Genomic DNA, 25,272 nt, shown 5'->3' on the forward strand with positions numbered 1-25,272 from the left:
TAGAGTGCGGTCACGAGGGTGTCCAGGTTCGTCGTCACAAACGATCATGGACACCCTCTCCTCGCGCCCGCAGGCATTTGGAAAGACTCGTCTAGTGCTGCGGGCGGCTCGGGCGGCCGCCCGGGTGGCGGTGGCGCCAGATCAGGAAGACCGCGCAGGAGACGACGGCCCAGCCCGCCAGCACCAGGAAGGGGAAGGCGTGCTGGTACCCCGTGAAGTACACGGCGGTGTGCTGGGCGTTCACGGAGGCCCCGGGCGGGAGCCAGCGGCCGATCGTGCCGAGCGGGGAGGGCAGCAGGGGCCAGGAGACGGCGCCACCGGACGAGGGGTTGCCGAGGAGCACCATCAGGCCCCAGGTCGGCAGCATGGCCCACCGCCCGACCAGGGTGTTGAACATCGTGAACACCAGGCCGGAGGCGAACATCGTCAGGGCGAGGATCAGCCAGGACTCCACGAACGGCAGGTTCAGCGCCCCCAGCAGCCAGTCCACCACCGCGGCGATGGCGAAACCGCCGAGCAGGGCGTAGGCGGCGGTGAAGGCGATGCGCTCCAGGGGGTTGAGCGCCCGGGCGTGCACGCTGAGCTGGATGGCTCCGACGAAGCCGATGATCACGGCTGCCAGCGAGATGTAGAAGATCGCCAGGCCCCGCGGGTCGCCCTTCTGCAAGGGCTTGAGGTCGTGGACGACCACCGGCGTGCCGGCGGCCCTGCCCACCCTCACCGCCGCCTCCCCGAGCAGCTGGGCGACCGACGCCCCGGACGCCCCCGAGACGTCCAGTGTGACCGCGCGCCCGTCGGGCGCCTCGGCCACCGCGAAGACCTTCTGCTCGTCCACCGCCCGTACCGCAGCCTCCCGGCTGTCGTACACCTGCGGCTCGAGCGAGGCGTGCAGGGCCTGCTCCATGCCGTCGACGAACCGCCGGGCGGCCGGCGCGCCGTGGGCGCCGACCACCGCGGTGGGGATGGTGTGCGGGGCCGGGTTGGCCATGGCGTACGTGTAGGAACCGGCGAACAGCCCGGCCGATGCGGCGAGAATCAGCGTCAGGACGGTCGCGGGCAGGAAGGACGACCGCCGGAAGGCCGCCCAGCGCTCGGCCCAGGTGGACGGCCGGCCGTGGAGACCGTGCGGCGAATCGGACATAACGCCCACGCTAGATCACCCGGCCGCCCCTGATCCCTCGGCGGACACCCGTTCCGGGAAACGGGCAGGTCACGGGCACGGGGCAAATCGTTCGCCAGCGATTTCCCCGAGGTGAGATCCTGGACCGCGTATGTCTACGCACCCAGCCCCCGCCCTCGGCACCCTCACCCCCCGCCTGACCGAGTTGTCGCTGCGCGAAGCGCACCGGCTCGGCCGGCGGCTCGAGGGCGCGCGCAAGATCCGTAAGCCGGAGGCCCGTGCCGCCGTCCTCGCCGAGATCGAGGCCGAGATCGACAAGGCCGAGGCACGGATGGACGAGCGGCGCTCCCGTGTGCCCGCCATCGGCTATCCGGAGCAGCTGCCCGTCAGCCAGAAGAAGGACGAGATCGCGGCCGCCATCCGCGATCACCAGGTCGTCATCGTGGCCGGCGAGACCGGGTCCGGGAAGACGACGCAGATCCCGAAGATCTGTCTTGAGCTCGGGCGCGGGGTCAGGGGCATGATCGGGCACACCCAGCCCCGCCGGATCGCCGCGCGCACCGTCGCCGAGCGGGTGGCGGAGGAGCTGAGGACGCCCCTCGGCGAGGCCGTCGGCTGGAAGGTCCGTTTCACCGACCAGGTGAACCCCGACGCCACCTTCGTCAAGCTGATGACGGACGGCATCCTGCTCGCCGAGATCCAGACCGACCGCGAGCTGCGCGCCTACGACACGATCATCATCGACGAGGCCCACGAGCGGTCCCTCAACATCGACTTCCTGCTCGGGTATCTGGCGCAGCTGCTGCCCAAGCGCCCGGACCTGAAGGTCGTCATCACCTCGGCGACCATCGACCCCGAGCGCTTCTCCCGGCACTTCGGGGACGCCCCGATCGTCGAGGTCAGCGGGCGGACGTATCCGGTGGAGGTGCGCTACCGGCCGCTCCTGGAGGAGGAGTCGGAGGACGTCGACCGGGACCAGATCACCGCGATCACGGACGCCGTCGAGGAACTGATGGCGGAGGGCCGGGGCGACATCCTGGTCTTCCTCTCGGGTGAGCGGGAGATCCGCGACACCGCTGACGCCCTGGAAAAGAAGAAGTACCGCTTCACGGAGGTACTGCCCCTCTACGCCCGGCTGTCCCACGCGGAGCAGCACCGGGTCTTCCAGCCGCACACCGGCCGCAGGATCGTTCTGGCGACCAACGTCGCCGAGACCTCCCTGACCGTCCCGGGCATCAAGTACGTCATCGACCCGGGCTTCGCGCGGATCAGCCGGTACAGCCACCGCACCAAGGTGCAGCGGCTGCCCATCGAACCGATCTCCCAGGCCAGCGCGAACCAGCGCAAGGGCCGCTGCGGCCGTACGTCCGACGGCATCTGCATCCGGCTGTACAGCGAGGACGACTTCCTCGCCCGGCCGGAGTTCACGGACGCCGAGATCCTCCGTACGAACCTCGCCTCCGTCATCCTGCAGATGACCGCGGCCGGCCTCGGCGACATCGAGAAGTTCCCCTTCATCGACCCGCCGGACCACCGCAACATCCGCGACGGCGTGCAGCTGCTGCATGAGCTGGGCGCGCTGGACCCGGCCCAGAAGGACCCGCGCAAGCGGCTCACGGACACCGGCCGCAAACTGGCCCAGCTGCCGGTCGACCCCCGCCTGGCCCGGATGGTCCTGGAGGCCGACAAGAACGGCTGTGTCCGCGAGGTCATGGTCATCACGGCCGCGCTGTCCATCCAGGACCCGCGCGAGCGCCCGGCCGAGAAGCAGGCCCAGGCCGACCAGCAGCACGCCCGCTTCAAGGACGAGACCAGCGACTTCCTCGCCTATCTGAACCTGTGGCGGTACGTCCGCGAGCAGCAGAAGGAGCGGGGATCCAGCTCCTTCCGCCGGATGTGCAAGCAGGAGTACCTGAACTTCCTGCGCATCCGGGAGTGGCAGGACATCTACACGCAGCTGCGCACGGTCGCCAAGCAGATGGGTATCCACCTCGCCGAGGAGGACGCCCCCGCCGACCGCATCCATGTCTCCCTGCTCGCCGGCCTCCTCTCCCACATCGGGATGAAGGACGTGAAGGACGGCAACAAGAACGAGTACCTGGGGGCCCGCAACGCCAAGTTCGCGATCTTCCCGGGCTCGGCGCTGTTCCGGAAGCAGCCCAAGTTCGTGATGTCGGCCGAGCTGGTGGAAACCTCGCGGCTGTGGGCGCGGGTCAACGCCAGGATCGAACCGGAGTGGGTCGAGCCGCTCGCCGAGCACCTCCTGAAGCGGACGTACAGCGAACCGCACTGGGAGAAGGACCAGGCCGCCGTGATGGCGTACGAGAAGGTCACGCTGTACGGCGTCCCGATCGTCGCCCAGCGGAAGGTGAACTACGGCCGCATCGACCCCGAGGTCTCCCGCGAGCTGTTCATCCGCAACGCGCTGGTCGAGGGCGACTGGCGCACACACCACAAGTTCTTCACCGACAACCGCAGACTCCTCAGCGAGGTCGAGGAGTTGGAGCACCGGGCGCGGCGCCGCGACATCGTCGTGGACGACGAGACGCTGTTCGACTTCTACGACCAGCGGGTTCCCGAACACGTCGTCTCGGGCGCCCACTTCGACTCCTGGTGGAAGCGCAAGCGCCACGAGCAGCCCGACTTCCTCGACTTCGAGCGGGAGATGCTCATCCGCGAGTCGGCGGAGGCGGTCACCAAGGCCGACTATCCGGACAGCTGGCAGCAGGGCCCGCTCAAGTTCCGGGTGACGTACCAGTTCGAGCCCGGCGCGGACGCGGACGGCGTGACCGTGCACATCCCGCTCCAGGTGCTCAACCAGGTCACCGACGAGGGCTTCGACTGGCAGATCCCGGGCCTGCGCGAGGAGGTGGTGACGGAGCTGATCCGCTCCCTCCCCAAGCCCGTCCGGCGCAACTACGTGCCCGCGCCGAACTATGCGAAGGCGTTCCTGGAGAAGGCGGTGCCCCTGCAGGAGCCGCTGACCGTGACGATGGCGCGCGAGCTGAAGCGCATGGTCGGCGTCCCCGTCGAGGCGGACGACTTCGACTGGGCGAGGGTGCCGGACCACCTGAAGATCACTTTCAGGATCGTGGACGAGCGGCGCCGCAAGCTCGCGGAGGACAAGGACCTGGATGCGCTGAAGCTGCGCCTGAAGCCGAAGGCGAGGAAGGCCCTCTCCCAGGCGGCAGCGGCGACCGCTTCGCGCGAGGGCGGCGAGTCCCTGGAACGCACGGGCGTGACGGACTGGACGATCGGCACGCTGACCCGGGTCTTCGAAACCCGCCGGGCCGGGCAGCCGGTGAAGGCGTATCCGGCGCTGGTGGACGACGGCGACACCGTCTCGGTCCGTCTCTTCGACACCGAGGCGGAACAGGCCGAGGCGATGTGGAAGGGCACCCGCCGGCTGATCCTGCGGAACATCCCGGTGAACCCGGCGAAGTTCGCGTCCGAAAAGCTGACCAACGCCCAGAAGCTGGCGCTCTCCGCCAACCCGCACGGCTCCGTCCAGGCCCTCTTCGACGACTGCGCGACGGCCGCGGCCGACCAGCTGATCGCGGACTTCGGTGGCCCGGTGTGGGACGAGGAGTCGTACCGGAAGCTGTACGACAAGGTGCGTGCGGAGATCGTCGACACGACGGTCCGCACGGTCGGCCAGGTGCAGCAGGTCCTCGCGGCCTGGCAGGCCTGTGAGCGCCGCCTGAAGGCCGTGCGCAGCCCTGCCCTGCTGGCGAACCTCGCGGACGTCCGCCAGCAGCTGGACGCCCTCGTGAAGCCCGGTTTCGTCACCTGGGCGGGCATACGGCGCCTGCCCGACCTGATGCGCTACCTGGTGGCCGCGGACCGGCGCCTGCAGCAGATGCCGACGGGCGTCCAGCGGGACACCACCCGCATGGAGAAGGTCCACGAGATGCAGGACGAGTACGCCTGGCTCCTGGAACAGCTGCCCCAGGGCCGGCCGGTGCCCTCCTCGGTCCTGGACATCCGCTGGATGATCGAGGAGCTCCGGGTCAGCTACTTCGCTCACGCGCTGGGCACGGCGTACCCGGTCTCCGACAAGCGGATCGTGAAGGCGATCGACGCGGCCGTGCCGTAACCGTTCGCGCACAGGGGGTGAGTTCGACCAGGGCGGCTCACCTCCTGTACAGTCTCTTCTCGCAGCGCAACGCAACAAACCGAGCGCCGCGAAACTTGGTCCTGTGGAGCAGTTTGGAGTGCTCGCCACCCTGTCAAGGTGGAGGCCGCGGGTTCAAATCCCGTCAGGACCGCCCAAGAGAAGGGCCCCCGAAAGGGGGCCCTTTCTGCTGCTGCCCTCACGTCCCGCGCAGCCGTCGGCGCCCTTGACGGCGTCACATTCCCTCGGTACCCAGAAGGCAGGGCCCGCTTCCCTCTGTGGCCCCTGGAGGTGGCGTATGGCGGCATCGGCCAGGCACGAGACGCGCGCGCTGCTGAGGGCGCATCTGGCGGCCGCCACGTCCTACCGGCATCTCACCCGCCACTGCCCGATCTGTCATCACCTGCTGCGGCTGACCCTGGACTCCGGCCCCCGCCCCCAGGACGCGGGCGAAGAGGCGCTCGAGGACGAGAACCCCCGCAGCACGTGACCGGCGCCGTCCCCAACACCCGCCAGGACGTGGCACGCTGGAATGCCTGGTTCCACTACCGCACGCGGTCCGGGGGCAACAAGTGCTCCGGCATGTGACGGGAGTCACCGCATGAGTTTTTGAAACAGCGGTACTTACCCCTCTCCTACCACTAGTCAATTTAATATGTGCAATTGCACCAACCGAAAGGCACGTTCACAGTCGTTCCCACACCCCTCCCCAGACTCCGACAAGGGCGCTCACAGCCACCCCGGCACACCCACGAGCAGCGCACAAAAAAGATCGCGCTGGACCCGGCGGAGTCCAGCGCGATCTACGACGCACCCTGTGTCGCTGCCTACAACGTTCTCTTCGGCTTGGGCGTGGGCCCTGTTGGGGCAGGTCCCGCGTCGCTCGGAGCTAGGGTTTCGGGCACCTCGACCGGTTTGGGGACCAGCCGGTTTGCCCGGTATTCAGTTGTTCAGGCCTCGCTGCGCTGCTGCGGGATGCCCGCGAGCAGAGCGCGGACTTCGGCCTCGCGGTAGCGGCGGTGCCCGCCGAGCGTACGGATGGACGTGAGCTTGCCGGCCTTCGCCCACCGCGTCACCGTCTTGGGGTCGACACGGAACATGGTGGCGACCTCAGCCGGGGTCAGCAGCGGCTCGGCATCAGGGGTGCGAGCGGTCATGAGCGGCCTCCTCGGGAGAACCGAACCTTCTCGGTTCTTTCCTCTAAATTCTGCACCTTGACCCGCGTTGCCCGAAATGGACGACGCGAGTCGAGTCGGTTATAGGACGAACGGCTTGTCCTCGGCACTACAACTACACCATCTGTCCAGCCGCGTCGGCCAAACCGATGGAATTGCCCTCCCAGGTGTTCATCAGCGACGGAAGCCGATGGACCATGCCATAGCGGACAGTCACGCCACTGTGACGATCAGTCACAGGGCGATCAGGAGGCACCAGACCCCCCAAAGCGCGCAATGCTGGGATTCCGCCCATAGTGGAGCATAGTTGGACGGAGGAAACCCTCCCCGGGCTCCTTGTCCTATTTTGGCACGAGGGGCGGTAAGAGGCGCAAGGGCCGTGTAAGTGCCGTCCGTCACCCTTGAGGCAAAACGCCCGGATCGGGACCAACATCCCGTCAGGTGGTCTAAGTCCCGTAGACCGTACGTCGTTCCAGGCGATTTCGACCGTGATGTACGTCACTCAGTTCGCGGAACGCCGGTCCCGCACCGTCCGCCACCGCTCCACCAGCCGCCCGTACGCCTCGCCGGCGGCCATCCCGTCGCCCCGGCGCAGCGCCTCGATGCCCTCGGCGACGTCCGCCGCCGAGTGGTCGTCCTCCAGTTCGCCGGCCGGCACCGTGTGCACCAGACCGCCGTAGTCCAGCTCCACCAGCGAGCGCGGATGGAACTCCTCCAGCCAGCGGCCGACGTCCACCAGTCCGTCGATCAGCGGGCCCTCCTCGATGGCGTCCTTCAGCGTGCGCAGCGCCCGTGCCACCCGGCGCCGGGCCTGGACCATCGGCGTGCGGTAGCGCAGCATCGGCGGCACCTCGGCGGTCCCCTTCTCGTACCGGCGCTCCTCGTCGGAGACGAGTACGAACCAGTTGAGCGGGACCTGCCAGGTCGCCGTACGGATCCAGGGGCGGGCGTCCGGGTTGCGGGCGAGCCAGCGCTCGTAGTCCTGGGCGGCCTGGCGGCGCACCATCGGCGGCAGCACCGCGTCCAGCACCGGCGGGGGCAGTTCCTCGGCGAGGTCACCCAGGGCCTGCCAGCCGCGCAGCCGTGTCCGCCAGGGACAGACGCAGACCACGCCGTCGACGTCCAGCACGAAGGCGTCGCCGCTTTCGTGCACCGGCACCGGGATCGGCGGGGTGGGCAGCAAGTCGGCGAGCGAGCGGCGCAGTTCGTCCTGATAGGAGGGGCGGTCGGGGCGCCGGGCGTAGCGCGCCCAGTGCGTGCGCTCGGGCTCCGGGAAGGCGGCCAGCGGCTCGTACACGCGCAGGTACGTGGCGTAGGGGACGACCACGGAGGACACCTTGGGCACGCCTGCTCCCTCCCCATCGGACCCGGCTCGAAACCACTGCAAATCGTCCCACGGTGATGCGTGCAACTACGGCACGCGAGAGTGATCCTTAACACTGCGCGGATGGCTGGTGGGCCGAGGCTCTACGCTCATGCCACAGCACCCGCCACCCGCACGGGGGCTGAGCCCCACCCGCCGCTCTTTACACAGGAGTCACCACAGTGACCGACGTAACCGGCGCACCTGCTGAGGTCCTGCACACCCTGTTCCACTCGGACCAGGGCGGCCATGAGCAGGTCGTGCTCTGCCAGGACCGCGCCACCGGCCTCAAGGCCGTGATCGCCATCCACTCCACCGCCCTGGGCCCGGCCCTCGGCGGCACGCGCTTCTACCCGTACGCGACCGAGGCCGAGGCCGTCGCCGACGCCCTCAACCTCGCGCGCGGAATGTCGTACAAGAACGCCATGGCCGGCCTGGACCACGGCGGTGGCAAGGCCGTGATCATCGGTGACCCGGAGCGCGACAAGACCGAGGAGCTGCTGCTCGCCTACGGGCGCATGGTCGCCTCGCTCGGCGGGCGCTACGTCACCGCGTGCGACGTGGGCACGTACGTCGCCGACATGGACGTCGTGGCCCGCGAGTGCCGCTGGACCACCGGCCGCTCACCCGAGAACGGCGGCGCCGGCGACTCCTCCGTGCTCACCGCCTTCGGCGTCTACCAGGGCATGCGCGCCTCCGCCCAGCACCTGTGGGGCGATCCCTCGCTGCGCGACCGCAAGGTCGGCATCGCCGGCGTCGGCAAGGTGGGCCACCACCTGGTCCGGCACCTGCTGGACGAGGGCGCCGAGGTCGTGATCACCGATGTGCGTGCCGACGCCGTCCAACGGATCCTCGGCCGGCACCCCGAGGGTGTGACGGCCGTCGCCGACACCGAGGAGCTGATCCGGGGCGCCCATGTCGGCGGTCTCGACATCTACGCCCCCTGTGCCCTCGGCGGCGCCCTGAACGACCTCACCGTGCCGGTGCTGAGCGCCAAGGTGGTGTGCGGCGCCGCCAACAACCAGCTCGCCCACCCGGGCGTGGAGAAGGACCTCGCCGACCGCGGGATCCTCTACGCGCCGGACTACGTGGTGAACGCGGGCGGGGTCATCCAGGTGGCGGACGAGCTGCACGGATTCGACTTCGACCGGTGCAAGGCGAAGGCGGCGAAGATCTTCGACACCACGCTGGCCATATTCGCACGTGCGAAGGAAGACGGCATTCCGCCGGCCGCCGCGGCCGACCGGATCGCCGAGCAGCGCATGGCGGACGCCCGCACGGCCCGCTGATCCGGGCTCCGCGGGCCCCGACCGGGTATCCGATCGCACCCACGGGCGGTACCCGTCGGCGGGAACTTAGAGAGAACTCTCACTTCCACCGGCGGGTCGTACCCCGATAAGTGGTTAAAATCGCCACTGACCAGCGAGGACGGGGCGCCTCGAGGGTCCTGTGCACACGCGCGTGCTGCGGGCGACGTACCGTATGGGCGCGGGCTCAGGTACCGTGGAAGCCCTACGGACCGGCCTCTCCATGGAGAGTCCGTTCCAGATCATGAACGCGTGTCAGACTCTGGGGCCGTCGAGCCCCGTCGTTGAGGGGGTCGAGCCATGGGGCGCGGCCGGGCCAAGGCCAAGCAGACGAAGGTCGCCCGCCAGCTGAAGTACAACAGCGGCGGGACGGACCTCTCACGCCTGGCCGAGGAGCTGGGCGCATCGACGTCGAACCAGTCACCGAACGGTGACCGCTTCGAGGACGATGAGCATGACGACGACGACCTCTACTCTCGGTACGCCGACCTCTATGAGGACGACGACGAGGACGAGGGTCCTTCACAGCACCGTCGCGGTGCTTGACCTTGCACTGAGCATGAACCCGGTCGGTGGCACAGCCACCGACCGGGTTCTGTGCTGCCCGCAGGCTCAGCCCGCGTAGTCCCCGACCAGCTCGGCGCCCGTCTCCTTGGCGCCCCGGTCGGTGATCTCGCCGGCGACCCATGCGTCGACCCCGCGGTCGGCCAGGGTCGCGAGAGCCACGTCCGTGGACCCCTCGGGGACGATCGCGATCATGCCGACGCCCATGTTGAGGGTCTTCTCCAGCTCCAGGCGCTCGACGTTCCCGGTCTTCCCGACCAGGTCGAAGACGGCGCCCGGGGTCCAGGTGGCACGGTCGACGGTGGCGTGCAGCTCGTCCGGGATGACCCGGGCCAGGTTGGCCGCGAGTCCGCCGCCCGTGATGTGGCTGAACGCGTGCACCTCGGTGGTGCGGGTCAGCGCCAGGCAGTCCAGCGAGTAGATCTTCGTGGGCTCCAGCAGCTCCTCGCCGAGCGTGCGGCCCAGCTCCGCGACCTCGGACTCGAGGGCCAGGCCCGCCCGGTCCAGCAGGACGTGGCGGACCAGGGAGTACCCGTTCGAGTGAAGCCCGGAGGACGCCATGGCGATCACGGCGTCACCCTTCCGGATACGATCCGGGCCCAGCAGCCGGTCGGCCTCCACGACGCCCGTACCGGCGCCGGCGACGTCGAAGTCGTCCTCGCCCAGCAGACCGGGGTGCTCGGCCGTCTCGCCGCCCACCAGGGCGCAGCCTGCCAGCACACAGCCCTCCGCGATGCCCTTCACGATGGCCGCGACGCGCTCGGGGTGGACCTTGCCCACGCAGATGTAGTCGGTCATGAACAGCGGCTCGGCGCCGCACACCACGATGTCGTCCATGACCATGGCGACCAGGTCGTGGCCGATCGTGTCGTAGACGCCCAGTCGGCGCGCGATGTCGACCTTCGTGCCGACGCCGTCCGTGGCGGAGGCGAGCAGCGGGCGCTCGTAGCGCTTGAGCGCGGAGGCGTCGAAGAGCCCGGCGAAGCCGCCGAGGCCGCCCAGGACCTCGGGGCGCCTGGTCTTCCTCACCCACTCCTTCATCAGCTCTACGGCGCGGTCGCCCGCCTCGATGTCGACGCCTGCCGCTGCGTAGCTGGCACCAGTGGTCTCAGACATGAACCTGGAGAACTTTCGTGTCGTCCTGCTCGAACAGCGGGGGTTACGGGCGGCGGATCGCGTCGGAGGCGGCCGTCGCGGCGGGTCCCGCGGCCAGCTCGGTCTCCAGCAGCTGCTTGCCGAGCAGCTCGGGGTCCGGCAGCTCCATCGGGTACTCGCCGTCGAAGCAGGCGCGGCACAGGTTCGGCTTGGCGATCGTGGTCGCCTCGATCATGCCGTCGATGGAGATGTACGCCAGCGAGTCGGCGCCGAGCGAGGTGCCGATCTCCTCGATGGTCATCCCGTTGGCGATCAGCTCCGCTCGGGTGGCGAAGTCGATGCCGAAGAAACAGGGCCACTTCACGGGCGGCGAGGAGATCCGGATGTGGACCTCGGCCGCGCCCGCCTCGCGCAGCATGCGCACCAGGGCCCGCTGGGTGTTGCCGCGCACGATCGAGTCGTCGACGACGACCAGGCGCTTGCCCTTGATGACTTCCTTCAGCGGGTTCAGCTTCAGGCGGATGCCGAGCTGCCGGATGGTCTGCGAGGGCTGGATGAAGGTCCGGCCGACGTACGCGTTCTTCACCAGACCCGCGCCGAAGGGGATGCCGGACGCCTCCGCGTAGCCGATGGCGGCCGGGGTGCCGGACTCCGGGGTCGCTATGACCAGGTCGGCCTCCACCGGGGCCTCCTTGGCCAGGCGGCGGCCCATCTCGACGCGGGAGAGGTACACGTTCCGGCCGGCGATGTCGGTGTCCGGGCGGGCCAGGTACACGTACTCGAAGACACAGCCCTTGGGCTTCGCTTCCGCGAATCGGGAGGTGCGCAGGCCGTTCTCGTCGATGGCGACGAACTCGCCCGGCTCGATCTCCCGGACGAAACTGGCGCCGGTGATGTCCAGGGCGGCGGTCTCGGAAGCCACCACCCAGCCGCGCTCGAGGCGGCCGAGGACCAGCGGGCGGATGCCCTGCGGGTCACGGGCGGCGTAGAGCGTGTGCTCGTCCATGAAGACGAGCGAGAAGGCGCCCTTCACCCGCGGAAGGACCGCGTGGGCGCCCTCCTCGATGGTCAGCGGCTTGCCGTCCTCGTCGACCTGGGCGGCCAGCAGGGCCGTCAGCAGGTCGGTGTCGTTGGTGGCCGCGACCCGGGTGGACCGGCCGTTGTTGTCCTTGGGCAGGTCGGCGACCATCTCGGCGAGCTGCGCCGTGTTGACCAGGTTGCCGTTGTGGCCGAGCGCGATCGAGCCGTGCGCGGTGGCACGGAACGTCGGCTGGGCGTTCTCCCACACGGAGGCACCAGTGGTCGAGTAGCGGGCGTGACCGACCGCGATGTGACCCTGGAGCGAACCGAGCGAGGTCTCGTCGAAGACCTGGGAGACCAGGCCCATGTCCTTGAAGACGAGGATCTGGGAGCCGTTGCTGACCGCGATTCCCGCGGATTCCTGACCCCGGTGCTGGAGGGCGTAGAGCCCGAAGTACGTGAGCTTTGCGACCTCTTCACCCGGAGCCCAGACACCGAAGACGCCGCAAGCGTCCTGGGGGCCTTTTTCGCCGGGAAGCAGATCGTGATTGAGTCGACCGTCACCACGTGGCACGCCACCGAGTGTAGGCGAGATCGACCACTGGTCCGAATTGGGGATACGCGCCCGTAACGGGTCAGGCGCTGTGGATCACCTTGGTGGTTTCTTCGTTTTCGCAGGTCAAAAAGGTTCGAGGAGAGTTGGGCCGGTCCGTGGCGGCCCTGCGGGCGGCGGTTGCGGACCCGCTCGCCGTATGCGTGAGTGAGGTGTCGCACATCATTCGGGTGCGTTGCGGGTGAGGTGGACGACATCACCGTCGCCATCGGTGAGGGTCAGCTTCCCGTCGTGGACCCTGGCGGTGAGCGTGCCGGTGGTCAGGGCGCGGGCGAGGGCGCGCTCGAAGGCCATCCGCTCCGGCCCGCAGGCCATCCTGGTCGTGCGGAGGTCACCGAAGGTGATCCGGTCGCCGTGAACGGTGGCCCGGGCGCCGAAATGGTTGCAGCCGAGGTTGCCGGCCGCCTGGCCGTCCGTGCCGATCCGGATGCGGGCGGCGGCGGGCGCGTGCCGGGTGGTGCCGTCGACGGTGAGGCTGTCGACCCGCCAGGCGACACCGGTCACGGGCTGCCGCACGCCGGCCGGGCCGCTGTCCGCCTGGCCGCCCTGCGCGCTGCCACAGGCCACCGTGAGCGGGACGAGCACGGCGGCCGCCGTCAGGGTCATGCGCTGCTTGTACCGGTTCATACGGATTCGACGGCCGGTCCGGGCCGCCGGTTCCGTCACGACATCAGCGGCAGCAGGTCCCCGATGTCGGCCCGCTCCCCGCTGGCGCTGACGTGGGCCTCGGCGACGGCGTCCTTCCAGGTCAGCCGGCCGCTGGCGAGCCGGAGCCAGGTCAGCGGGTCGGTCTCCACGACGTTGGGCGGGGTGCCGCGGGTGTGCCGGGGGCCCTCGACGCACTGCACGACGGCGTACGGCGGTACGCGCACCTCGGTGGAGCCGCCGGGCGCCTTCACGGCGAGGGCGTCGGCGAGGAGCCGGGTGGCGGCGGCCAGGGCCTGGCGGTCGTAGGGCACCTGGAGGCCGGGGACGGCGGCGTTGAGGTCGTCGGTGTGGACGACCAGTTCGACGGTGCGGGTGACGAGGTAGTCGTCCAGGGGCATCGAGCCCGCGCTGGTGTCCAGGAGCCGGTTGCCGGGGTGCTCGTCGAGGAGAGCGTGCAGGCTCTGCTCGATGTCGGCGAGATAGGCGTCGAGGTCGGGATGGCCGGCGGCGAGACCCAGGGTGAAGTCGTCGATGTCGGCGGCGCGGGTGGCGGTGGAGAACGCCCACTCGACGAGCGTCACGGTCGGCTTCGGGGGCGCCGGGACGGCCAGGGCGCGCTGCACGGCGGTGATCGCCATCCCGATGTGCGCGACCAGCTCGCGTACGGTCCAGCTGCCGAGCCGGGTGGGCAGGGCGAACTGCTCGGGAGTGAGGCCGCGTACGGCCTCCCGGACGTTCCCGAACTGGGCGAGGACCGCGGTGCGGGTCCTGGCGGGGTCGTAGCTGCGGGCGCGCTTCTTGGCCGGTGGCATGGCAGCGAGCCTATGCCTTCACGGCGTAGTCCCTCAGACCCTTTTGCACCAAGTCGAAGGCGAGCCGGGCGCGTCGGCGGCGTCGGCGGCCACCTGCTCCGTGCTCTCGCCCTCGGCGACCCGGCGGTGCTCCTCGAGAGGGCGTGCCCTGGTCTCGGCGGCCGCGCCGGGCTTCCTCATCCCGATGGCGGCCGGCATCACCGCGATCGGCGTCGTCACCGGCCGGCTCACCGACCGCGGCTGGTCCGAGCGGACCTTCGTGATCAGTGGCTCCGTCGTCACCACGGCCGCCTTCCTGCTCCTCGCCACACCGGCACCCACACCTCGCTGGGGCAGCCGCGCGCCACCCTGCTGCTCGTCGGCCTCGACTTCGGCCGGTTCCTCGGCCGGCTGATCCAGCTGGTGCAGCAGGCGGCACCCCGCCACCAGCTCGGCGTCGCCACCACCTCCCGGCCGCTTCTTCCAGACCCTCGGCACGGCCCTCGGCGCCGCCCTCTTCGGCACCCTCCTCAACCGCCTGTACGACGGCCCCGGTGACGCCGGTTTCCCTGGCCGCCCCGCGCGGGGCCGCCCACACGCGGGCAGTGGCGGCCTACGTCTCCGCGATGGACACGGTGTTCCCGTGCCGGGCCGGGGTGATGGCCCGGTGCCTGCTGCCGGCCCTGCGACTGCCGGGCGCCCGGCCGGCGGATGCGGAGCCCGCGCCGGAGGCCGTGGCCGCATGAGGAAGACCCCGCCCGGGAAGTTTCCCGGACGGGGCCTCACGCGTCAGGCGGTTACGCCAGCAGCGCCGGAATGGTTCCCTCGTGCGCCTCGCGCAGCTCGGCGAGGGACAGGGAGAACTCGCCCTGGAGCTCCACCGAGTGGCCGTCCACGACACCGATGCGGGTGGCCGGCAGACCCCGGGCGCCGCACATGTCGTTGAAGCGGACCTCCTCCGAGCGCGGCACCGCGACGATCGCGCGGCCGGCCGACTCGGAGAGCAGGAAGGTGAAGGCGTCCAGGCCGTCGGGTACGACCAGACGCGCGCCCTTGCCACCGAGCAGCGCCGACTCCACGACCGCCTGGATCAGACCGCCGTCGGACAGGTCGTGCGCGGAGTCGATCATGCCGTCGCGAGAGGCGGAGATCAGGATCTCGGCCAGCAGCCGCTCGCGCTCGAGGTCGACCTGCGGGGGCAGGCCACCGAGGTGGTCGTGGACCACCTGGGACCAGGCCGAGCCGCCGAACTCCTCACGCGTGTCGCCGAGCAGGTAGATGAGCTGGCCCTCCTCCTGGAAGGCGACCGGCGTGCGCCGCGCGACGTCGTCGATGACACCGAGCACGGCGACCACCGGGGTCGGGTGGATGGCCACCTCACCCGTCTGGTTGTACAGCGAGACGTTGCCACCGGTGACCGGGGTGCCGAGCTGCTGACAGGCGTCCGCCAGACCGCGCACGGCCTCCGCGAACTGCCACATCACCGCCGGGTCCTCGGGGGAGCCGAAGTTCAGGCAGTCCGACACCGCGAGCGGCTTGGCACCCGTCGTCGCCACGTTCCGGTAGGCCTCCGCCAGCGCCAGCTGGGCGCCCGTGTACGGGTCCAGCTTGGCGTAGCGGCCGTTGCCGTCCGTGGCGATCGCGACGCCGAGGCCGCTCTCCTCGTCCACGCGGATCATTCCGGAGTCCTCCGGCTGGGCGAGGACGGTGTTGCCCTGCACGAAGTGGTCGTACTGGGACGTGATCCACTTCTTGGAGGCCTGGTTGGGAGAGCCCACCAGCTGGAGGACCTGGTCCTTCAGCTCCTCGCCCGACGACGGCCGCGGCAACTTGTTCGCGTCGTCGGCCTGGAGGGTGTCCTGCCACTCGGGGCGGGCGTACGGACGCTCGTAGACCGGACCCTCGTGCGCCACCGTGCGCGGGTTGACGTCGACGATCTTCTCGCCGTGCCAGAAGATCTCCAGACGGTCGCCGTCCGTCACCTCACCGATGACCGTGGCGATGACGTCCCACTTGGCGCAGATCTCCAGGAAGCGGTCGACCTTGTCCGGCTCGACCACCGCGCACATCCGCTCCTGCGACTCGCTCATGAGGATCTCCTCGGGCGAGAGAGTCGAGTCGCGCAGCGGTACGTCGTCCAGGGTGACGCGCATGCCGCCGGAGCCGTTGGAGGCCAGCTCGGACGTGGCGCAGGACAGGCCCGCCGCGCCGAGGTCCTGGATGCCGACGACCAGCTTCTCCTTGAACGCCTCCAGGGTGCACTCGATGAGGAGCTTCTCCTGGAAGGGGTCGCCGACCTGGACCGCGGGCCGCTTGGACGGCTTGGCGTCGTCGAAGGTCTCGGAGGCCAGGATCGAGGCGCCGCCGATGCCGTCGCCGCCGGTCCGGGCGCCGTACAGGACGACCTTGTTGCCCGCGCCGGAGGCCTTGGCGAGGTGGATGTCCTCGTGCCGCATCACACCGATGGCACCGGCGTTGACCAGCGGGTTGCCCTGGTAACAGGAGTCGAAGACGACCTCGCCGCCGATGTTGGGCAGGCCCAGGCAGTTGCCGTAGCCGCCGATGCCGGCGACCACGCCCGGCAGGACGCGCTTGGTGTCGGGGTGGTCGGCGGCGCCGAAGCGCAGCGGGTCCACGACCGCGACCGGGCGGGCGCCCATCGCGATGATGTCGCGGACGATGCCACCGACACCCGTGGCCGCGCCCTGGTAGGGCTCGACGTACGAGGGGTGGTTGTGCGACTCGACCTTGAAGGTGACCGCGTAACCCTGGCCGACGTCCACCACGCCCGCGTTCTCGCCGATGCCGACGAGCAGCGCGTCCGACTGGGGCGCCTTCTCACCGAACTGGCGCAGATGGACCTTGGAGGACTTGTACGAGCAGTGCTCGGACCACATGACCGAGTACATGGCGAGTTCGGCGCCGGTCGGGCGGCGGCCGAGGATCTCCACCACCCGCTCGTACTCGTCCTTCTTCAGACCGAGTTCGGCCCAGGGCAGCTCGACGTCGGGGGTCGCGGCCGCGTGCTCGACCGTGTCCAGAGGCGTCCGGCTCATGCGTTGACCAGCTTCTTGAGGATCGAGGTGAAGAACGGGAGCCCGTCGGTACGGCCGGTACCGATCAGCGGCTCGACGGCGTGCTCGGGGTGCGGCATGAGGCCGACGACGTTCCCGGCCTCGTTGGTGATGCCGGCGATGTCCCGCAGCGAGCCGTTCGGGTTGAAGTCGAGGTACCGGAAGACCACCCGGCCCTCGGCCTCCAGCTTGTCGAGCGTGTACTCGTCGGCGACGTACCGGCCGTCCATGTTCTTCAGCGGGATGTGGATCTCCTGGCCCTGGCGGTAGTCGCCGCTCCAGGCGGTCCCCGCGTTCTCCACCCGCAGCTTCTGGTCGCGGCAGATGAAGTGGAGGTGGTCGTTGCCGAGCATGCCGCCCGGGAGGAGGTGGGCCTCGGTGAGAATCTGGAAGCCGTTGCAGATGCCGAGAACCGGAAGTCCGGCCTTCGCCTGCTCGATGACCGTCTCCATCACCGGGGAGAACCGGGAGATGGCCCCGGCCCGCAGATAGTCGCCGTAGGAGAAACCGCCGGGCAGCACCACGGCGTCGACCTGCTTGAGGTCCTTGTCCTTGTGCCAGAGGGCGACCGGTTCGGCGCCCGCGAGGCGGATCGCCCGCTGTGTGTCCCGGTCGTCGAGACTGCCCGGGAAAGTGACGACGCCAATACGAGCGGTCACTTGGCCGCCTCCGCCACTTCCTCGACCTTGACGGTGAAGTCCTCGATCACGGTGTTGGCGAGGAAGGATTCCGCAAGATCGTGGATGCGGGCGAGCGCGGCCTCGTCGACCGGCCCGTCGACTTCCAGTTCAAAACGCTTTCCCTGACGTACGTCCGAGATCCCCTCGAAACCCAGGCGCGGCAGCGCACGCTGGACCGCCTGGCCCTGGGGGTCGAGGATCTCCGGCTTGAGCATGACGTCGACTACGACGCGTGCCACTGGCACTCCCGGTGTGTGGTGCTGAGCAGGTTCCTTCAGACTACCCGCACAAAATTTCTACGCGAGTAGAGTTGTAGGAAACTACGTGAGGCGCATCACGATCGGGTGACGGACGGGCGGCCCCGCGAAAAGTTCTGGGAAAGTTCGACCGGTCCGCCCACGGCAGCTATTGCTCGGAGACACGCGGACGGTTTTAGTCGGGCTTCACTTTGCATTGCCGGGCACTGTACAAATGAATTGGCAATAGCCGATACTCGGCACGTCATCGCCGATGAGCTGTATCGACGTGCCGCACGAAGGGACCGATATTCGTGGCGCAAAAAGTCGTGGTCACTCTCTTTGACGACATCGACGGCTCGAAAGCGGCGGAAACGATCGCCTTCGGACTCGACGGCAAGTCGTACGAGATCGACCTGAACGAAACCAACGCCAAGAAACTGCGCAAGGCGCTCGCGCCCTACGTGGAGGCCGGCCGCAAGCGGTCACGTTCCGGCAAGGCGTACAAGCAGACGGAGGTCGCTCCCGACCCGGCGGCCGTCCGCGCCTGGGCCCAGGCGAACAAGATGGACGTGCCGGCGCGCGGACGCATCCCCAAGAAGGTCTACGAGGCGTTCAGCGCCGCGCAGTGATGCCCGCGAAGGGGCAGCTCTCAGGGTCCGTCAGCGGGCCCTGGGGGCCGTGCACTTGGCCGGGACGGGAACCGACTTGCGCAACCCCCCCGCTGATCAGCTAGTGTCTGGGGCACGCCGAGGGGTGAGGCCGAAGGGCCGGATCCCACGGACCGTGCGGGTGTAGTTCAGTAGCAGAACATCCCCCTTCCAGGGGGAAGGCGCAGTGTGCAATTCCTGTCACCCGCTCCAGCACCGGTCAGGACCACTCTCGTGGATCAGGTAGGCTGGTGCTCGCACCGATCGGTGGGAACCGGTCGGGAGCAGTGCGGACGTAGCTCAGTTGGTAGAGCGCAACCTTGCCAAGGTTGAGGTCGCGAGTTCGAGCCTCGTCGTCCGCTCGGGAATGAGACCCCGGTCCACTGGACCGGGGTCTTTTCGTGCCCACGGCGAGCGCCCGTCTGACATTTGTCATACCGGGTGATGACACCACGCACTGCTGATCCTCGCGCCCCGCCGGGACGCTGAGGGCATGGACATCGACGAACACGAGCACGTGATCGAGGTCACAGACCTGCGGCGTGTCTACGGGGGCGGGTTCGAGGCCGTGCGCGGAATCGAATTCTCCGTCGCGCGCGGGGAGATCTTCGCGCTGCTGGGCACCAACGGCGCGGGCAAGACATCGACGGTCGAACTGCTGGAGGGGCTCGCCGCACCGGCCGGGGGCCGGGTCCGGATCCTCGGCCACGACCCCTACCGCGAGCGGGCCGCCGTACGCCCCCGCACCGGAGTCATGCTCCAGGAGGGCGGCTTTCCCTCCGACCTGACCGTCGCCGAGACCGCCCGGCTGTGGGCGGGCTGTACCAGCGGGGCCCGGCCGGAAGCAGAGGTCCTGGAGCTGGTCGGGCTGGGCCGGCGAAGCGGCGTACGGGTCAAGCAGCTGTCCGGCGGTGAGCGGCGGCGCCTGGACCTGGCGCTCGCGCTGATCGGCGACCCGGAGGTGCTGTTCCTGGACGAGCCGACGACCGGACTGGACGCCGAAGGCCGCCGGGAGACCTGGCAGTTGGTGCGCCACCTGCGGAACGCGGGCACGACCGTGTTGCTCACCACGCACTACCTGGAGGAGGCGGAAGGCCTCGCCGACCGGCTCGCCATCCTGCACGAGGGACGCATCGCCGCCTCCGGAACCCCGGCCGAGGTCACCGCGGGCCGGCCCGCCCGGATCTCCTTCGAACTGCCCGAGGGCTACTTCCTCGGCGACCTGCCGCCCCTCGCCGACCTCGGCGTCTGCGGGCACGAGCTCGCCGACAGGGTCGTACGGCTGCGCACCCGGGAACTTCAGCGGACCATCACCCGGGTGCTGACCTGGGCCGAGCGGGCCGGGGTCGAGCTGCGCGGCCTCGACGCGCGCTCGGCCTCACTGGAGGAGGCGTTCCTGGGGATCGCGCGGGAGCAGGAGGTCATGGCATGAGCGGCCTCGCATGGGCACCGGCGGGCCGCAGGCTGCGTGCGCTGGCCAGGGCCGAACTCGCCCTCCTCGGCCGCAACCGCGGTGTCGTGTTCACCGCCCTGGCCGTGCCGCTCGCACTGCCGTTCAGCGTGCGGCCGGCCCTCGACCAGATGGATCTGCGGAAGGAGGGGCTGACCGTCGGCGCGGTGATGATGACGGCCGCGATCGGCTTCTCCTTCCTCTTCGCCGTCTACACCTCCCTGGTCAACGCCTACGTCGCCCGTCGCGAGGAACTCGTCCTCAAGCGGCTGCGCACCGGCGAACTCACCGACGCCGAGATCCTCACCGGAACGGCCCTGCCCGCGGCCGGTCTCGGCCTGGCCCAAGCCCTGCTGCTGTGCGCGGGCTGCGCGGTACTGCTGCACACCGGAGCGCCCAGGGCGCCGTTCCTGACCCTGCTGGGGCTGGCGGCGGGGCTCGTGCTGAGCGCCGCGCTGGCCGCGCTCACCGCGTCCTTCACCAGGAGCGTGGAGAGCGGCCAGGTCACCGCGCTGCCCCTGGTGTTCGTCTCCATGATGGGCTCCGGCATCGCGATCCCCACCGAGGTGATGCCCGACCGGCTCGCCTCGGTCTGCGAACTCCTCCCGCTCTCCCCGGCCGTCCGGCTGGTACGCGGGGGCTGGACCGGCCAGTTGAGCGCCTACGAGGTGCTCGGCGCGGTGGCGACCACGCTGGCCTGGACCGTGGTGGCGGTGTTTGCTGTACGGCGGTGGTTCCGGTGGGAGCCGCGCCGGTGAGGAACGGGCTGTGACGGGGGGGCAGCGGATGAGCGGGCCGCGGGGGTGGTGGCGGCGCAAGAGCACGCCCGCGAAGGTGGAGGCGTACACGCGCTGGTCGTTCCACTTCTTCGCGCTGATCGAGGTGGCCCTGATGGGCCTGCCGGTCTTCGGGCAGGCCCCGCCGGGCGTCGCGGTCTGGCTGGTGTCGCTGCTCGCCGTGCACGCCCTCGGCGCGGGCCTGACGGCCTCCCGGGCCCTGGACTGGCACCGGGGCAGGCGCCCCCAACCGACGGGCCTTCTCAGGGTTTTCGGCGCCCTCACCTTCGTGCTCGCCGTGGCCGCGCTGGGGTTCGACAGGTACGGGCCCGGCGGCGACGGCATGTCCACGGCCGCCGGCTCCGTCTTCGGCGGCGTGCTGACCTTCGGCGCCGGCACGCTGACCCTGGGAGTCCGCGACCGCGGACGCGTGCTCGCGATCGTCACGGGCTTCGCGGGCGGTGCCGGTCTCGTCGCCTTCCCCCTGGGCGTGCCCGGGCCCGCCGCGGTGGTCACGGCCCTGGCGGTGCTCGTCGGGGCCGGGTTCCTGGCCCTCAGCGCCATCTTCTCCGTGTGGCTGCTCAACGTCGTCTACCGACTCGACGAGGCCCGTGAGACCCGGGCCCGGCTCGCCGTCGCCGAGGAGCGGCTGCGCTTCGGGCGCGACCTGCACGACGTACTGGGCCGGAATCTCTCCGTGATCTCCCTGAAGAGCGAGCTGGCCGTGCAACTGGCCCGGCGCGGGCGGCCGGAGGCCGTGGAGCAGATGGTCGAGGTGCAGCGGATCGCCCAGGAGTCGCAGCGGGAGGTGCGGGACGTCGTACGCGGGTACCGGGAGGCCGACCTGGGGGTGGAACTCGCCGGTGCCCAGGGTGTGTTGACAGCCGCCGGGATCGACTGCGGGGTGCGGGCCGAGGCCGCGGGGCTGCCCGCCGAGGTTCAGTCCGCGCTCGGCTGGGTGGTGCGCGAGGCGGTCACCAATGTGCTGCGGCACGGGGACGCGGGACGGTGCGACGTGGGGCTGGCAGTGCGGGAGGGGCATGTGGTGCTGACAGTGGAGAACGACGGTGTGGCCGGCCCGAGTGGCAGCGGCGGCTCGGGGCTCGCGGGGCTGCGGGAACGACTGGCCGCCGTGGACGGGACGCTGGAGGCGGGGCTCGTCGGCCGGGACCGGTTCCGGCTGGTTGCCGAGGTGCCGTTGAGGCAGAAAGTGAGCGAAGTCATCTCATGAGCAGCCCGGTACGGCTGTTGCTCGCCGACGACGAGCATCTGATCCGGGGCGCCCTGGCGGCCCTGCTCTCCCTGGAGGACGACCTGCTGGTCGTCGCGGAGGCGGCGAGCGGGCCCGAGGCGCTGGCGATGGCACGCGCTCACGAACCCGATGTGGCCGTGCTCGATCTCCAGATGCCCGGCGCCGACGGTGTGAAGGTCGCCACATCCCTGCGCGCCGAACTGCCCGGCTGCCAGGTGCTGATCGTCACCGGTCACGGCCGGCCCGGACACCTGAAGCGGGCGCTCGCGGCCGGTGTGCGGGGGTTCGTCCCGAAGACGGTCAGCGCCCAGCGGCTCGCCGAGATCATCCGGACCGTGCACGCGGGAAACCGGTACGTCGATCCGGAGTTGGCCGCCGACGCGATCTCCGCGGGCGACTCCCCGCTGACCGTGCGGGAGGCCGAGGTGCTGGAGCTGGCCGCCGACGGCGCGCCGGTCACGGAGATCGCCGAACGGGCCGCGCTGTCGCCGGGGACGGTGCGGAACTACCTCTCCTCGGCCGTCACGAAGCTCGGCGCGGAGAACCGTCATACGGCAGTGCGTCTCGCACGCGAGCGAGGTTGGGTATAGTTGCTCTCGCGCCACGGCGCACTGCGGACGTAGCTCAGTTGGTAGAGCGCAACCTTGCCAAGGTTGAGGTCGCGAGTTCGAGCCTCGTCGTCCGCTCCAGAACGAAGGCCCCCGGTTCCCGCCGGGGGCCTTTCGCGTGTCTACGACCAGCTGGTGCCCGTCAGCCGCTCGTACGCCTCCACGTACTTCGTCCGGGTCGCCTCGACGACCTCCTGCGGCAGCGGCGGCGGGGGCTGCTCGCTCTTGCGGTCCCAGCCCGACTCGGCGGAGGTCAGCCAGTTCCGGACGAACTGCTTGTCGTACGACGGCTGCGCGCGGCCCGGCTGCCACTGGTCGGCCGGCCAGAAGCGGGAGGAGTCCGGGGTGAGGACCTCGTCGGCGAGGACGAGGGTGTCGCCGTCGAAGCCGAACTCGAACTTGGTGTCGGCCAGGATGATGCCCCGGGTGCGGGCGATGTCCCGGGCGCGGGAGTACACGGCGAGGGTGGCCTGGCGCAGCTGGGCGGCGGTCTCCGCGCCGACCTGGCGGGCGGCCTCCTCGTAGGAGACGTTCTCGTCGTGCTCACCGACCTCGGCCTTGGTGGCCGGAGTGAAGATCGGGCCGGGCAGTTCCGAGCCGTCGACCAGGCCCTCGGGGAGGGCGAGGCCGCACACGGTCCGGGACTCCTGGTACTCGACCAGGCCGGAGCCGGTGAGGTAGCCGCGGGCCACGCACTCCACCGGGACCATCCGCAGGGACTTGCAGATGAGCGTGCGGCCCGCCCAGTCGGCGGGGGCGCCCTCGGGGAGCTCGGTGCTGATCACATGGTTCGGGGCCAGGTCACGCAGCTGGTCGAACCACCACAGGGAGAGCTGGGTGAGGACCCGACCCTTGTCGGGGATCTCCGTGGGCAGCACCCAGTCGTAGGCGGACATGCGGTCGCTGGCGACCATCACGAGGTCGCCCGCCTCGTTCTGGTACAGCTCGCGCACCTTTCCGGTGTGCAGGTGCACCAGGCCCGGAACCTGAAGCGGCTCGGGCTTTTCTACGAATCCGGACACGGTTCCTCCCCGTGGTTGAAGACAAAGGGGCGCCCGTTGGGCCCGAATAGGGTGGTGGTGGGCGACGGGTGGGCCCAAGTGCCTCGATTCTCCCGTATGCGGGTGATCGGGGTGTGGCCAGGGGTCAGTCCCGTTTGCAGATGCGGTCCAGCAGGTTCGCCGTGGCCCGCTGGATGCGGTGGTCCACATGGCCCGGGCGGTCCAGGGACGGGGACCAGGCGAACGTGCCCGAGGCGAACACCCAGGCGCCGGAGGGTGCGCGGTACAGGGAGGTCTCCTGGTGCCGCAGGGCTCCGTCGTTGTCGGTGTAGGGGGAGTGGGCGAGCAGGATGCGCGCGTCGTGCTCGGGGAGCGGGGTGCGCGGGAAGTAGCGGTCGGCCTCACCGGCGACCAGGCCCTCGATCGCGTCCCCCTCGCGCGCGCCGGTGGCGTCCCACAGCCAGTGGCCCGCGTTGCGGACGATCAGCGGATGCGGCTCGGGGACCCGGCCCGCGTACTGGATGCCGACCAGCTGCTGCTCGGGCCGGTCGATCTCGCGCCACAGCACCGGCTTGCCCGGGCCCTTGCGTTTGCGGCAGGTCAGCAGCCGGTCGGGGACGCCGGACGGGGAGGGGCCCAGCTCCACCTGCCAGTACATGGTGTTGGCGGAGAGGAAGACCAGCGAGGTGCCGCGGTCGCGGGCGCCCTCGACGGCACGGCGCATCGCCACCGACCAGTACTCGTCGTGGCCGGGGAAGACCAGGCCGCGGTAACGGGTGGGGTCGACGCGGCCGGCGTGCAGGTCGCGGGCGTCGGCGTAGGCGAGGTCGTAGCCGTAGCGTTCGGCCCAGCGGATGAAGTCGTAGGCGTGTCCGACGTGCAGGGGCAGGCCCGCGCCCGCGTACGGGCGGTCGAAGGAGACGGTGGTGGCCGCGTCCGCCTCGCCCAGCAGGCCGCCCTTCTCGTCCCAGGCGTGGTAGAGGCTGGCACCGGTGCGGCCGTCCTCCGGGTAGAGGTTGTACGCCTGCCAGGTGATGTCGGGCAGCAGCAGGAGCAGATCTGCCGGGTGGTCGTCGCGGACCGTGAAGGGCACGTGGGAGCGGTAGCCGTCGGCGGTGGTCAGGACGGCCACGTAGGCGCCGACACTCCAGTAGGAGGGCACCTGGAGGCGCCAGGAGAGCCACCAGTGGTGACAGGAGACCGTGCGGTCGGCGGCCAGTGGCGGCGGCTGGACGATGCCGGAGAGCCTGGGGCTGGTGGTGATCTTCGCGGCGCCGTCGCCGCCGTAGTGGCCGATCCGGTAGATGTCCACGCTGAACTGCTGTGGCGGGTCGACCGTGATGTGGAAGTCGATCGCCTCCCCGGGCGTGACCGCTCCGGTGGAGGTGAAACCCTTGATCTGGCGGTGCACGTCGTCGGCCGAGCACGGGCCAGCACCGGCCGAGCGCGGCGCGGGGACGCGCGGCCTCTCACCGGCGAGCTGCGGCGGGCTCGGGTCGACGTACCAGGGCACGACGTGTCCCGTGTCGTCGAAGTAGGTCTCGCTACCGCGCAGCCAGGGGACAGGGCCCTGACCGAAGGGGTCCGTGACGGCGTGCGCGAGTGCTCCGGACTCCCAGCGGCGGATGTGGTCCGAGGCCATGGTCGCTCCCCTCCCTCATGCCCCCGTGTCCTCTGACGGTGGTGCTCGGTCGTGCTGTCGTATGTCGCATGCCTTTGCCATGTGCGTGGTCGG

23 protein-coding genes and 4 tRNA genes are annotated in these 25,272 nt (G+C 70.1%); 14 read left to right on the forward strand and 13 right to left on the reverse strand.

The features are described from left to right. Positions 1-91: 91 nt before the first annotated feature. A complete protein-coding gene (locus ACFZDC_RS03625; protein ID WP_391319744.1) occupies positions 92-1,141 on the reverse strand; it encodes an ABC transporter permease in 1,050 nt (349 codons plus the stop codon). A 130-nt stretch (positions 1,142-1,271) separates the two neighbouring features. Between ACFZDC_RS03625 and hrpA the strand changes: the two genes are divergently transcribed. From hrpA to ACFZDC_RS03640, 3 genes are all read left to right on the forward strand, one after another. Continuing rightward, complete coding sequence (gene hrpA, locus ACFZDC_RS03630; RefSeq protein ID WP_391319746.1) at positions 1,272-5,216, forward strand: ATP-dependent RNA helicase HrpA; 3,945 nt, start codon at positions 1,272-1,274, stop codon at positions 5,214-5,216. 97 nt (positions 5,217-5,313) lie between these two features. Continuing rightward, a tRNA-Asp gene (locus tag ACFZDC_RS03635) sits at positions 5,314-5,388 on the forward strand. Between the two features lie 144 nt (positions 5,389-5,532). After that, positions 5,533-5,724, forward strand: coding sequence for a DUF6274 family protein (locus tag ACFZDC_RS03640; protein WP_391319748.1), 192 nt, complete (start codon positions 5,533-5,535; stop codon positions 5,722-5,724). Between the two features lie 460 nt (positions 5,725-6,184). On the opposite strand, the gene bldC is transcribed toward ACFZDC_RS03640, so the two are convergent. Then, positions 6,185-6,391, reverse strand: a complete 207-nt coding sequence (gene bldC / locus ACFZDC_RS03645) for a developmental transcriptional regulator BldC (protein ID WP_003949541.1) — start codon at positions 6,389-6,391, stop codon at positions 6,185-6,187. A gap of 520 nt (positions 6,392-6,911) precedes the next feature. Continuing rightward, positions 6,912-7,754, reverse strand: a complete 843-nt coding sequence (locus tag ACFZDC_RS03650) for a hypothetical protein (RefSeq protein ID WP_391319750.1) — start codon at positions 7,752-7,754, stop codon at positions 6,912-6,914. Between the two features lie 200 nt (positions 7,755-7,954). On the opposite strand from ACFZDC_RS03650, the gene ACFZDC_RS03655 reads away from it, so the two are divergent. Further along, positions 7,955-9,061: a Glu/Leu/Phe/Val dehydrogenase dimerization domain-containing protein gene (locus ACFZDC_RS03655; protein WP_391319752.1), complete on the forward strand. Its 1,107-nt coding sequence runs from the start codon at positions 7,955-7,957 to the stop codon at positions 9,059-9,061. Between the two features lie 318 nt (positions 9,062-9,379). Further along, on the forward strand, positions 9,380-9,625 hold the full coding sequence (locus tag ACFZDC_RS03660) for a DUF3073 family protein (RefSeq protein ID WP_391319754.1): 246 nt from the start codon (positions 9,380-9,382) through the stop codon (positions 9,623-9,625). A 66-nt stretch (positions 9,626-9,691) separates the two neighbouring features. Here ACFZDC_RS03660 and purM read toward each other — a convergent pair whose 3' ends face one another. The 5 genes from purM to ACFZDC_RS03685 form a co-directional block, all read right to left on the reverse strand. Continuing rightward, positions 9,692-10,759, reverse strand: a complete 1,068-nt coding sequence (gene purM / locus ACFZDC_RS03665; protein WP_391319756.1) for a phosphoribosylformylglycinamidine cyclo-ligase — start codon at positions 10,757-10,759, stop codon at positions 9,692-9,694. 43 nt (positions 10,760-10,802) lie between these two features. Further along, complete coding sequence (gene purF / locus ACFZDC_RS03670) at positions 10,803-12,332, reverse strand: amidophosphoribosyltransferase (protein WP_391319758.1); 1,530 nt, start codon at positions 12,330-12,332, stop codon at positions 10,803-10,805. A 201-nt stretch (positions 12,333-12,533) separates the two neighbouring features. Next, positions 12,534-12,977 (reverse strand): META domain-containing protein, encoded by a 444-nt coding sequence (locus ACFZDC_RS03675; RefSeq protein ID WP_391319760.1) that lies wholly within the window; start codon positions 12,975-12,977, stop codon positions 12,534-12,536. Between the two features lie 56 nt (positions 12,978-13,033). Then, entirely contained in the window at positions 13,034-13,831 is a 798-nt protein-coding gene (locus tag ACFZDC_RS03680; protein WP_391319762.1) for a sterol carrier family protein, read from the reverse strand. Positions 13,832-13,864: 33 nt separating this feature from the next. Next, complete coding sequence (locus tag ACFZDC_RS03685; protein ID WP_391319764.1) at positions 13,865-14,335, reverse strand: hypothetical protein; 471 nt, start codon at positions 14,333-14,335, stop codon at positions 13,865-13,867. A gap of 29 nt (positions 14,336-14,364) precedes the next feature. On the opposite strand from ACFZDC_RS03685, the gene ACFZDC_RS03690 reads away from it, so the two are divergent. Continuing rightward, complete coding sequence (locus ACFZDC_RS03690; protein WP_391319765.1) at positions 14,365-14,556, forward strand: hypothetical protein; 192 nt, start codon at positions 14,365-14,367, stop codon at positions 14,554-14,556. Between the two features lie 51 nt (positions 14,557-14,607). On the opposite strand, the gene purL is transcribed toward ACFZDC_RS03690, so the two are convergent. Genes purL through purS form a run of 3 tightly spaced genes read right to left on the reverse strand, consistent with a single transcriptional unit; the run spans position 14,608 to position 17,803 of the window. Beyond that, positions 14,608-16,866, reverse strand: coding sequence for a phosphoribosylformylglycinamidine synthase subunit PurL (purL, locus tag ACFZDC_RS03695; protein WP_391319767.1), 2,259 nt, complete (start codon positions 16,864-16,866; stop codon positions 14,608-14,610). Further along, entirely contained in the window at positions 16,863-17,543 is a 681-nt protein-coding gene (purQ, locus tag ACFZDC_RS03700) for a phosphoribosylformylglycinamidine synthase subunit PurQ (RefSeq protein WP_391319769.1), read from the reverse strand. The genes purL and purQ overlap by 4 nt, the downstream gene beginning before the upstream one ends. Beyond that, entirely contained in the window at positions 17,540-17,803 is a 264-nt protein-coding gene (purS, locus tag ACFZDC_RS03705) for a phosphoribosylformylglycinamidine synthase subunit PurS (RefSeq protein ID WP_015659417.1), read from the reverse strand. Before purS ends, purQ begins: the two co-directional genes overlap by 4 nt. Positions 17,804-18,114: 311 nt before the next feature. Between purS and ACFZDC_RS03710 the strand changes: the two genes are divergently transcribed. From ACFZDC_RS03710 to ACFZDC_RS03745, 8 genes are all read left to right on the forward strand, one after another. Continuing rightward, positions 18,115-18,432: a histone-like nucleoid-structuring protein Lsr2 gene (locus ACFZDC_RS03710; RefSeq protein ID WP_391319771.1), complete on the forward strand. Its 318-nt coding sequence runs from the start codon at positions 18,115-18,117 to the stop codon at positions 18,430-18,432. Positions 18,433-18,588: 156 nt separating this feature from the next. Further along, positions 18,589-18,663, forward strand: a tRNA-Gly gene (locus ACFZDC_RS03715). Between the two features lie 76 nt (positions 18,664-18,739). Then, positions 18,740-18,812 (forward strand) — tRNA-Gly (locus tag ACFZDC_RS03720). A 131-nt stretch (positions 18,813-18,943) separates the two neighbouring features. After that, complete coding sequence (locus ACFZDC_RS03725; RefSeq protein WP_391319773.1) at positions 18,944-19,882, forward strand: ATP-binding cassette domain-containing protein; 939 nt, start codon at positions 18,944-18,946, stop codon at positions 19,880-19,882. After that, on the forward strand, positions 19,879-20,658 hold the full coding sequence (locus tag ACFZDC_RS03730) for an ABC transporter permease (RefSeq protein WP_391319775.1): 780 nt from the start codon (positions 19,879-19,881) through the stop codon (positions 20,656-20,658). Before ACFZDC_RS03725 ends, ACFZDC_RS03730 begins: the two co-directional genes overlap by 4 nt. A gap of 28 nt (positions 20,659-20,686) precedes the next feature. Beyond that, on the forward strand, positions 20,687-21,907 hold the full coding sequence (locus ACFZDC_RS03735; RefSeq protein WP_391319777.1) for a histidine kinase: 1,221 nt from the start codon (positions 20,687-20,689) through the stop codon (positions 21,905-21,907). Continuing rightward, on the forward strand, positions 21,904-22,518 hold the full coding sequence (locus ACFZDC_RS03740; RefSeq protein WP_391319779.1) for a response regulator: 615 nt from the start codon (positions 21,904-21,906) through the stop codon (positions 22,516-22,518). Before ACFZDC_RS03735 ends, ACFZDC_RS03740 begins: the two co-directional genes overlap by 4 nt. 23 nt (positions 22,519-22,541) lie before the next feature. Continuing rightward, a tRNA-Gly gene (locus tag ACFZDC_RS03745) sits at positions 22,542-22,617 on the forward strand. A 41-nt stretch (positions 22,618-22,658) separates the two neighbouring features. Here the strand turns inward: ACFZDC_RS03745 and ACFZDC_RS03750 are convergent. Both ACFZDC_RS03750 and ACFZDC_RS03755 read right to left on the reverse strand, forming a co-directional pair. Then, positions 22,659-23,558 carry a phosphoribosylaminoimidazolesuccinocarboxamide synthase gene (locus ACFZDC_RS03750; RefSeq protein ID WP_391319781.1) on the reverse strand — a complete coding sequence of 300 codons (900 nt, stop codon included), beginning with the start codon at positions 23,556-23,558 and terminating at the stop codon, positions 22,659-22,661. A 124-nt stretch (positions 23,559-23,682) separates the two neighbouring features. Further along, a complete protein-coding gene (locus ACFZDC_RS03755) occupies positions 23,683-25,179 on the reverse strand; it encodes a N,N-dimethylformamidase beta subunit family domain-containing protein (RefSeq protein ID WP_391319783.1) in 1,497 nt (498 codons plus the stop codon). Between the last annotated feature and the right edge of the window lie 93 nt (positions 25,180-25,272).

It is taken from the genome of Streptomyces sp. NPDC007905 (assembly GCF_042959345.1).
In the GTDB taxonomy this organism is placed as follows: domain Bacteria; phylum Actinomycetota; class Actinomycetes; order Streptomycetales; family Streptomycetaceae; genus Streptomyces.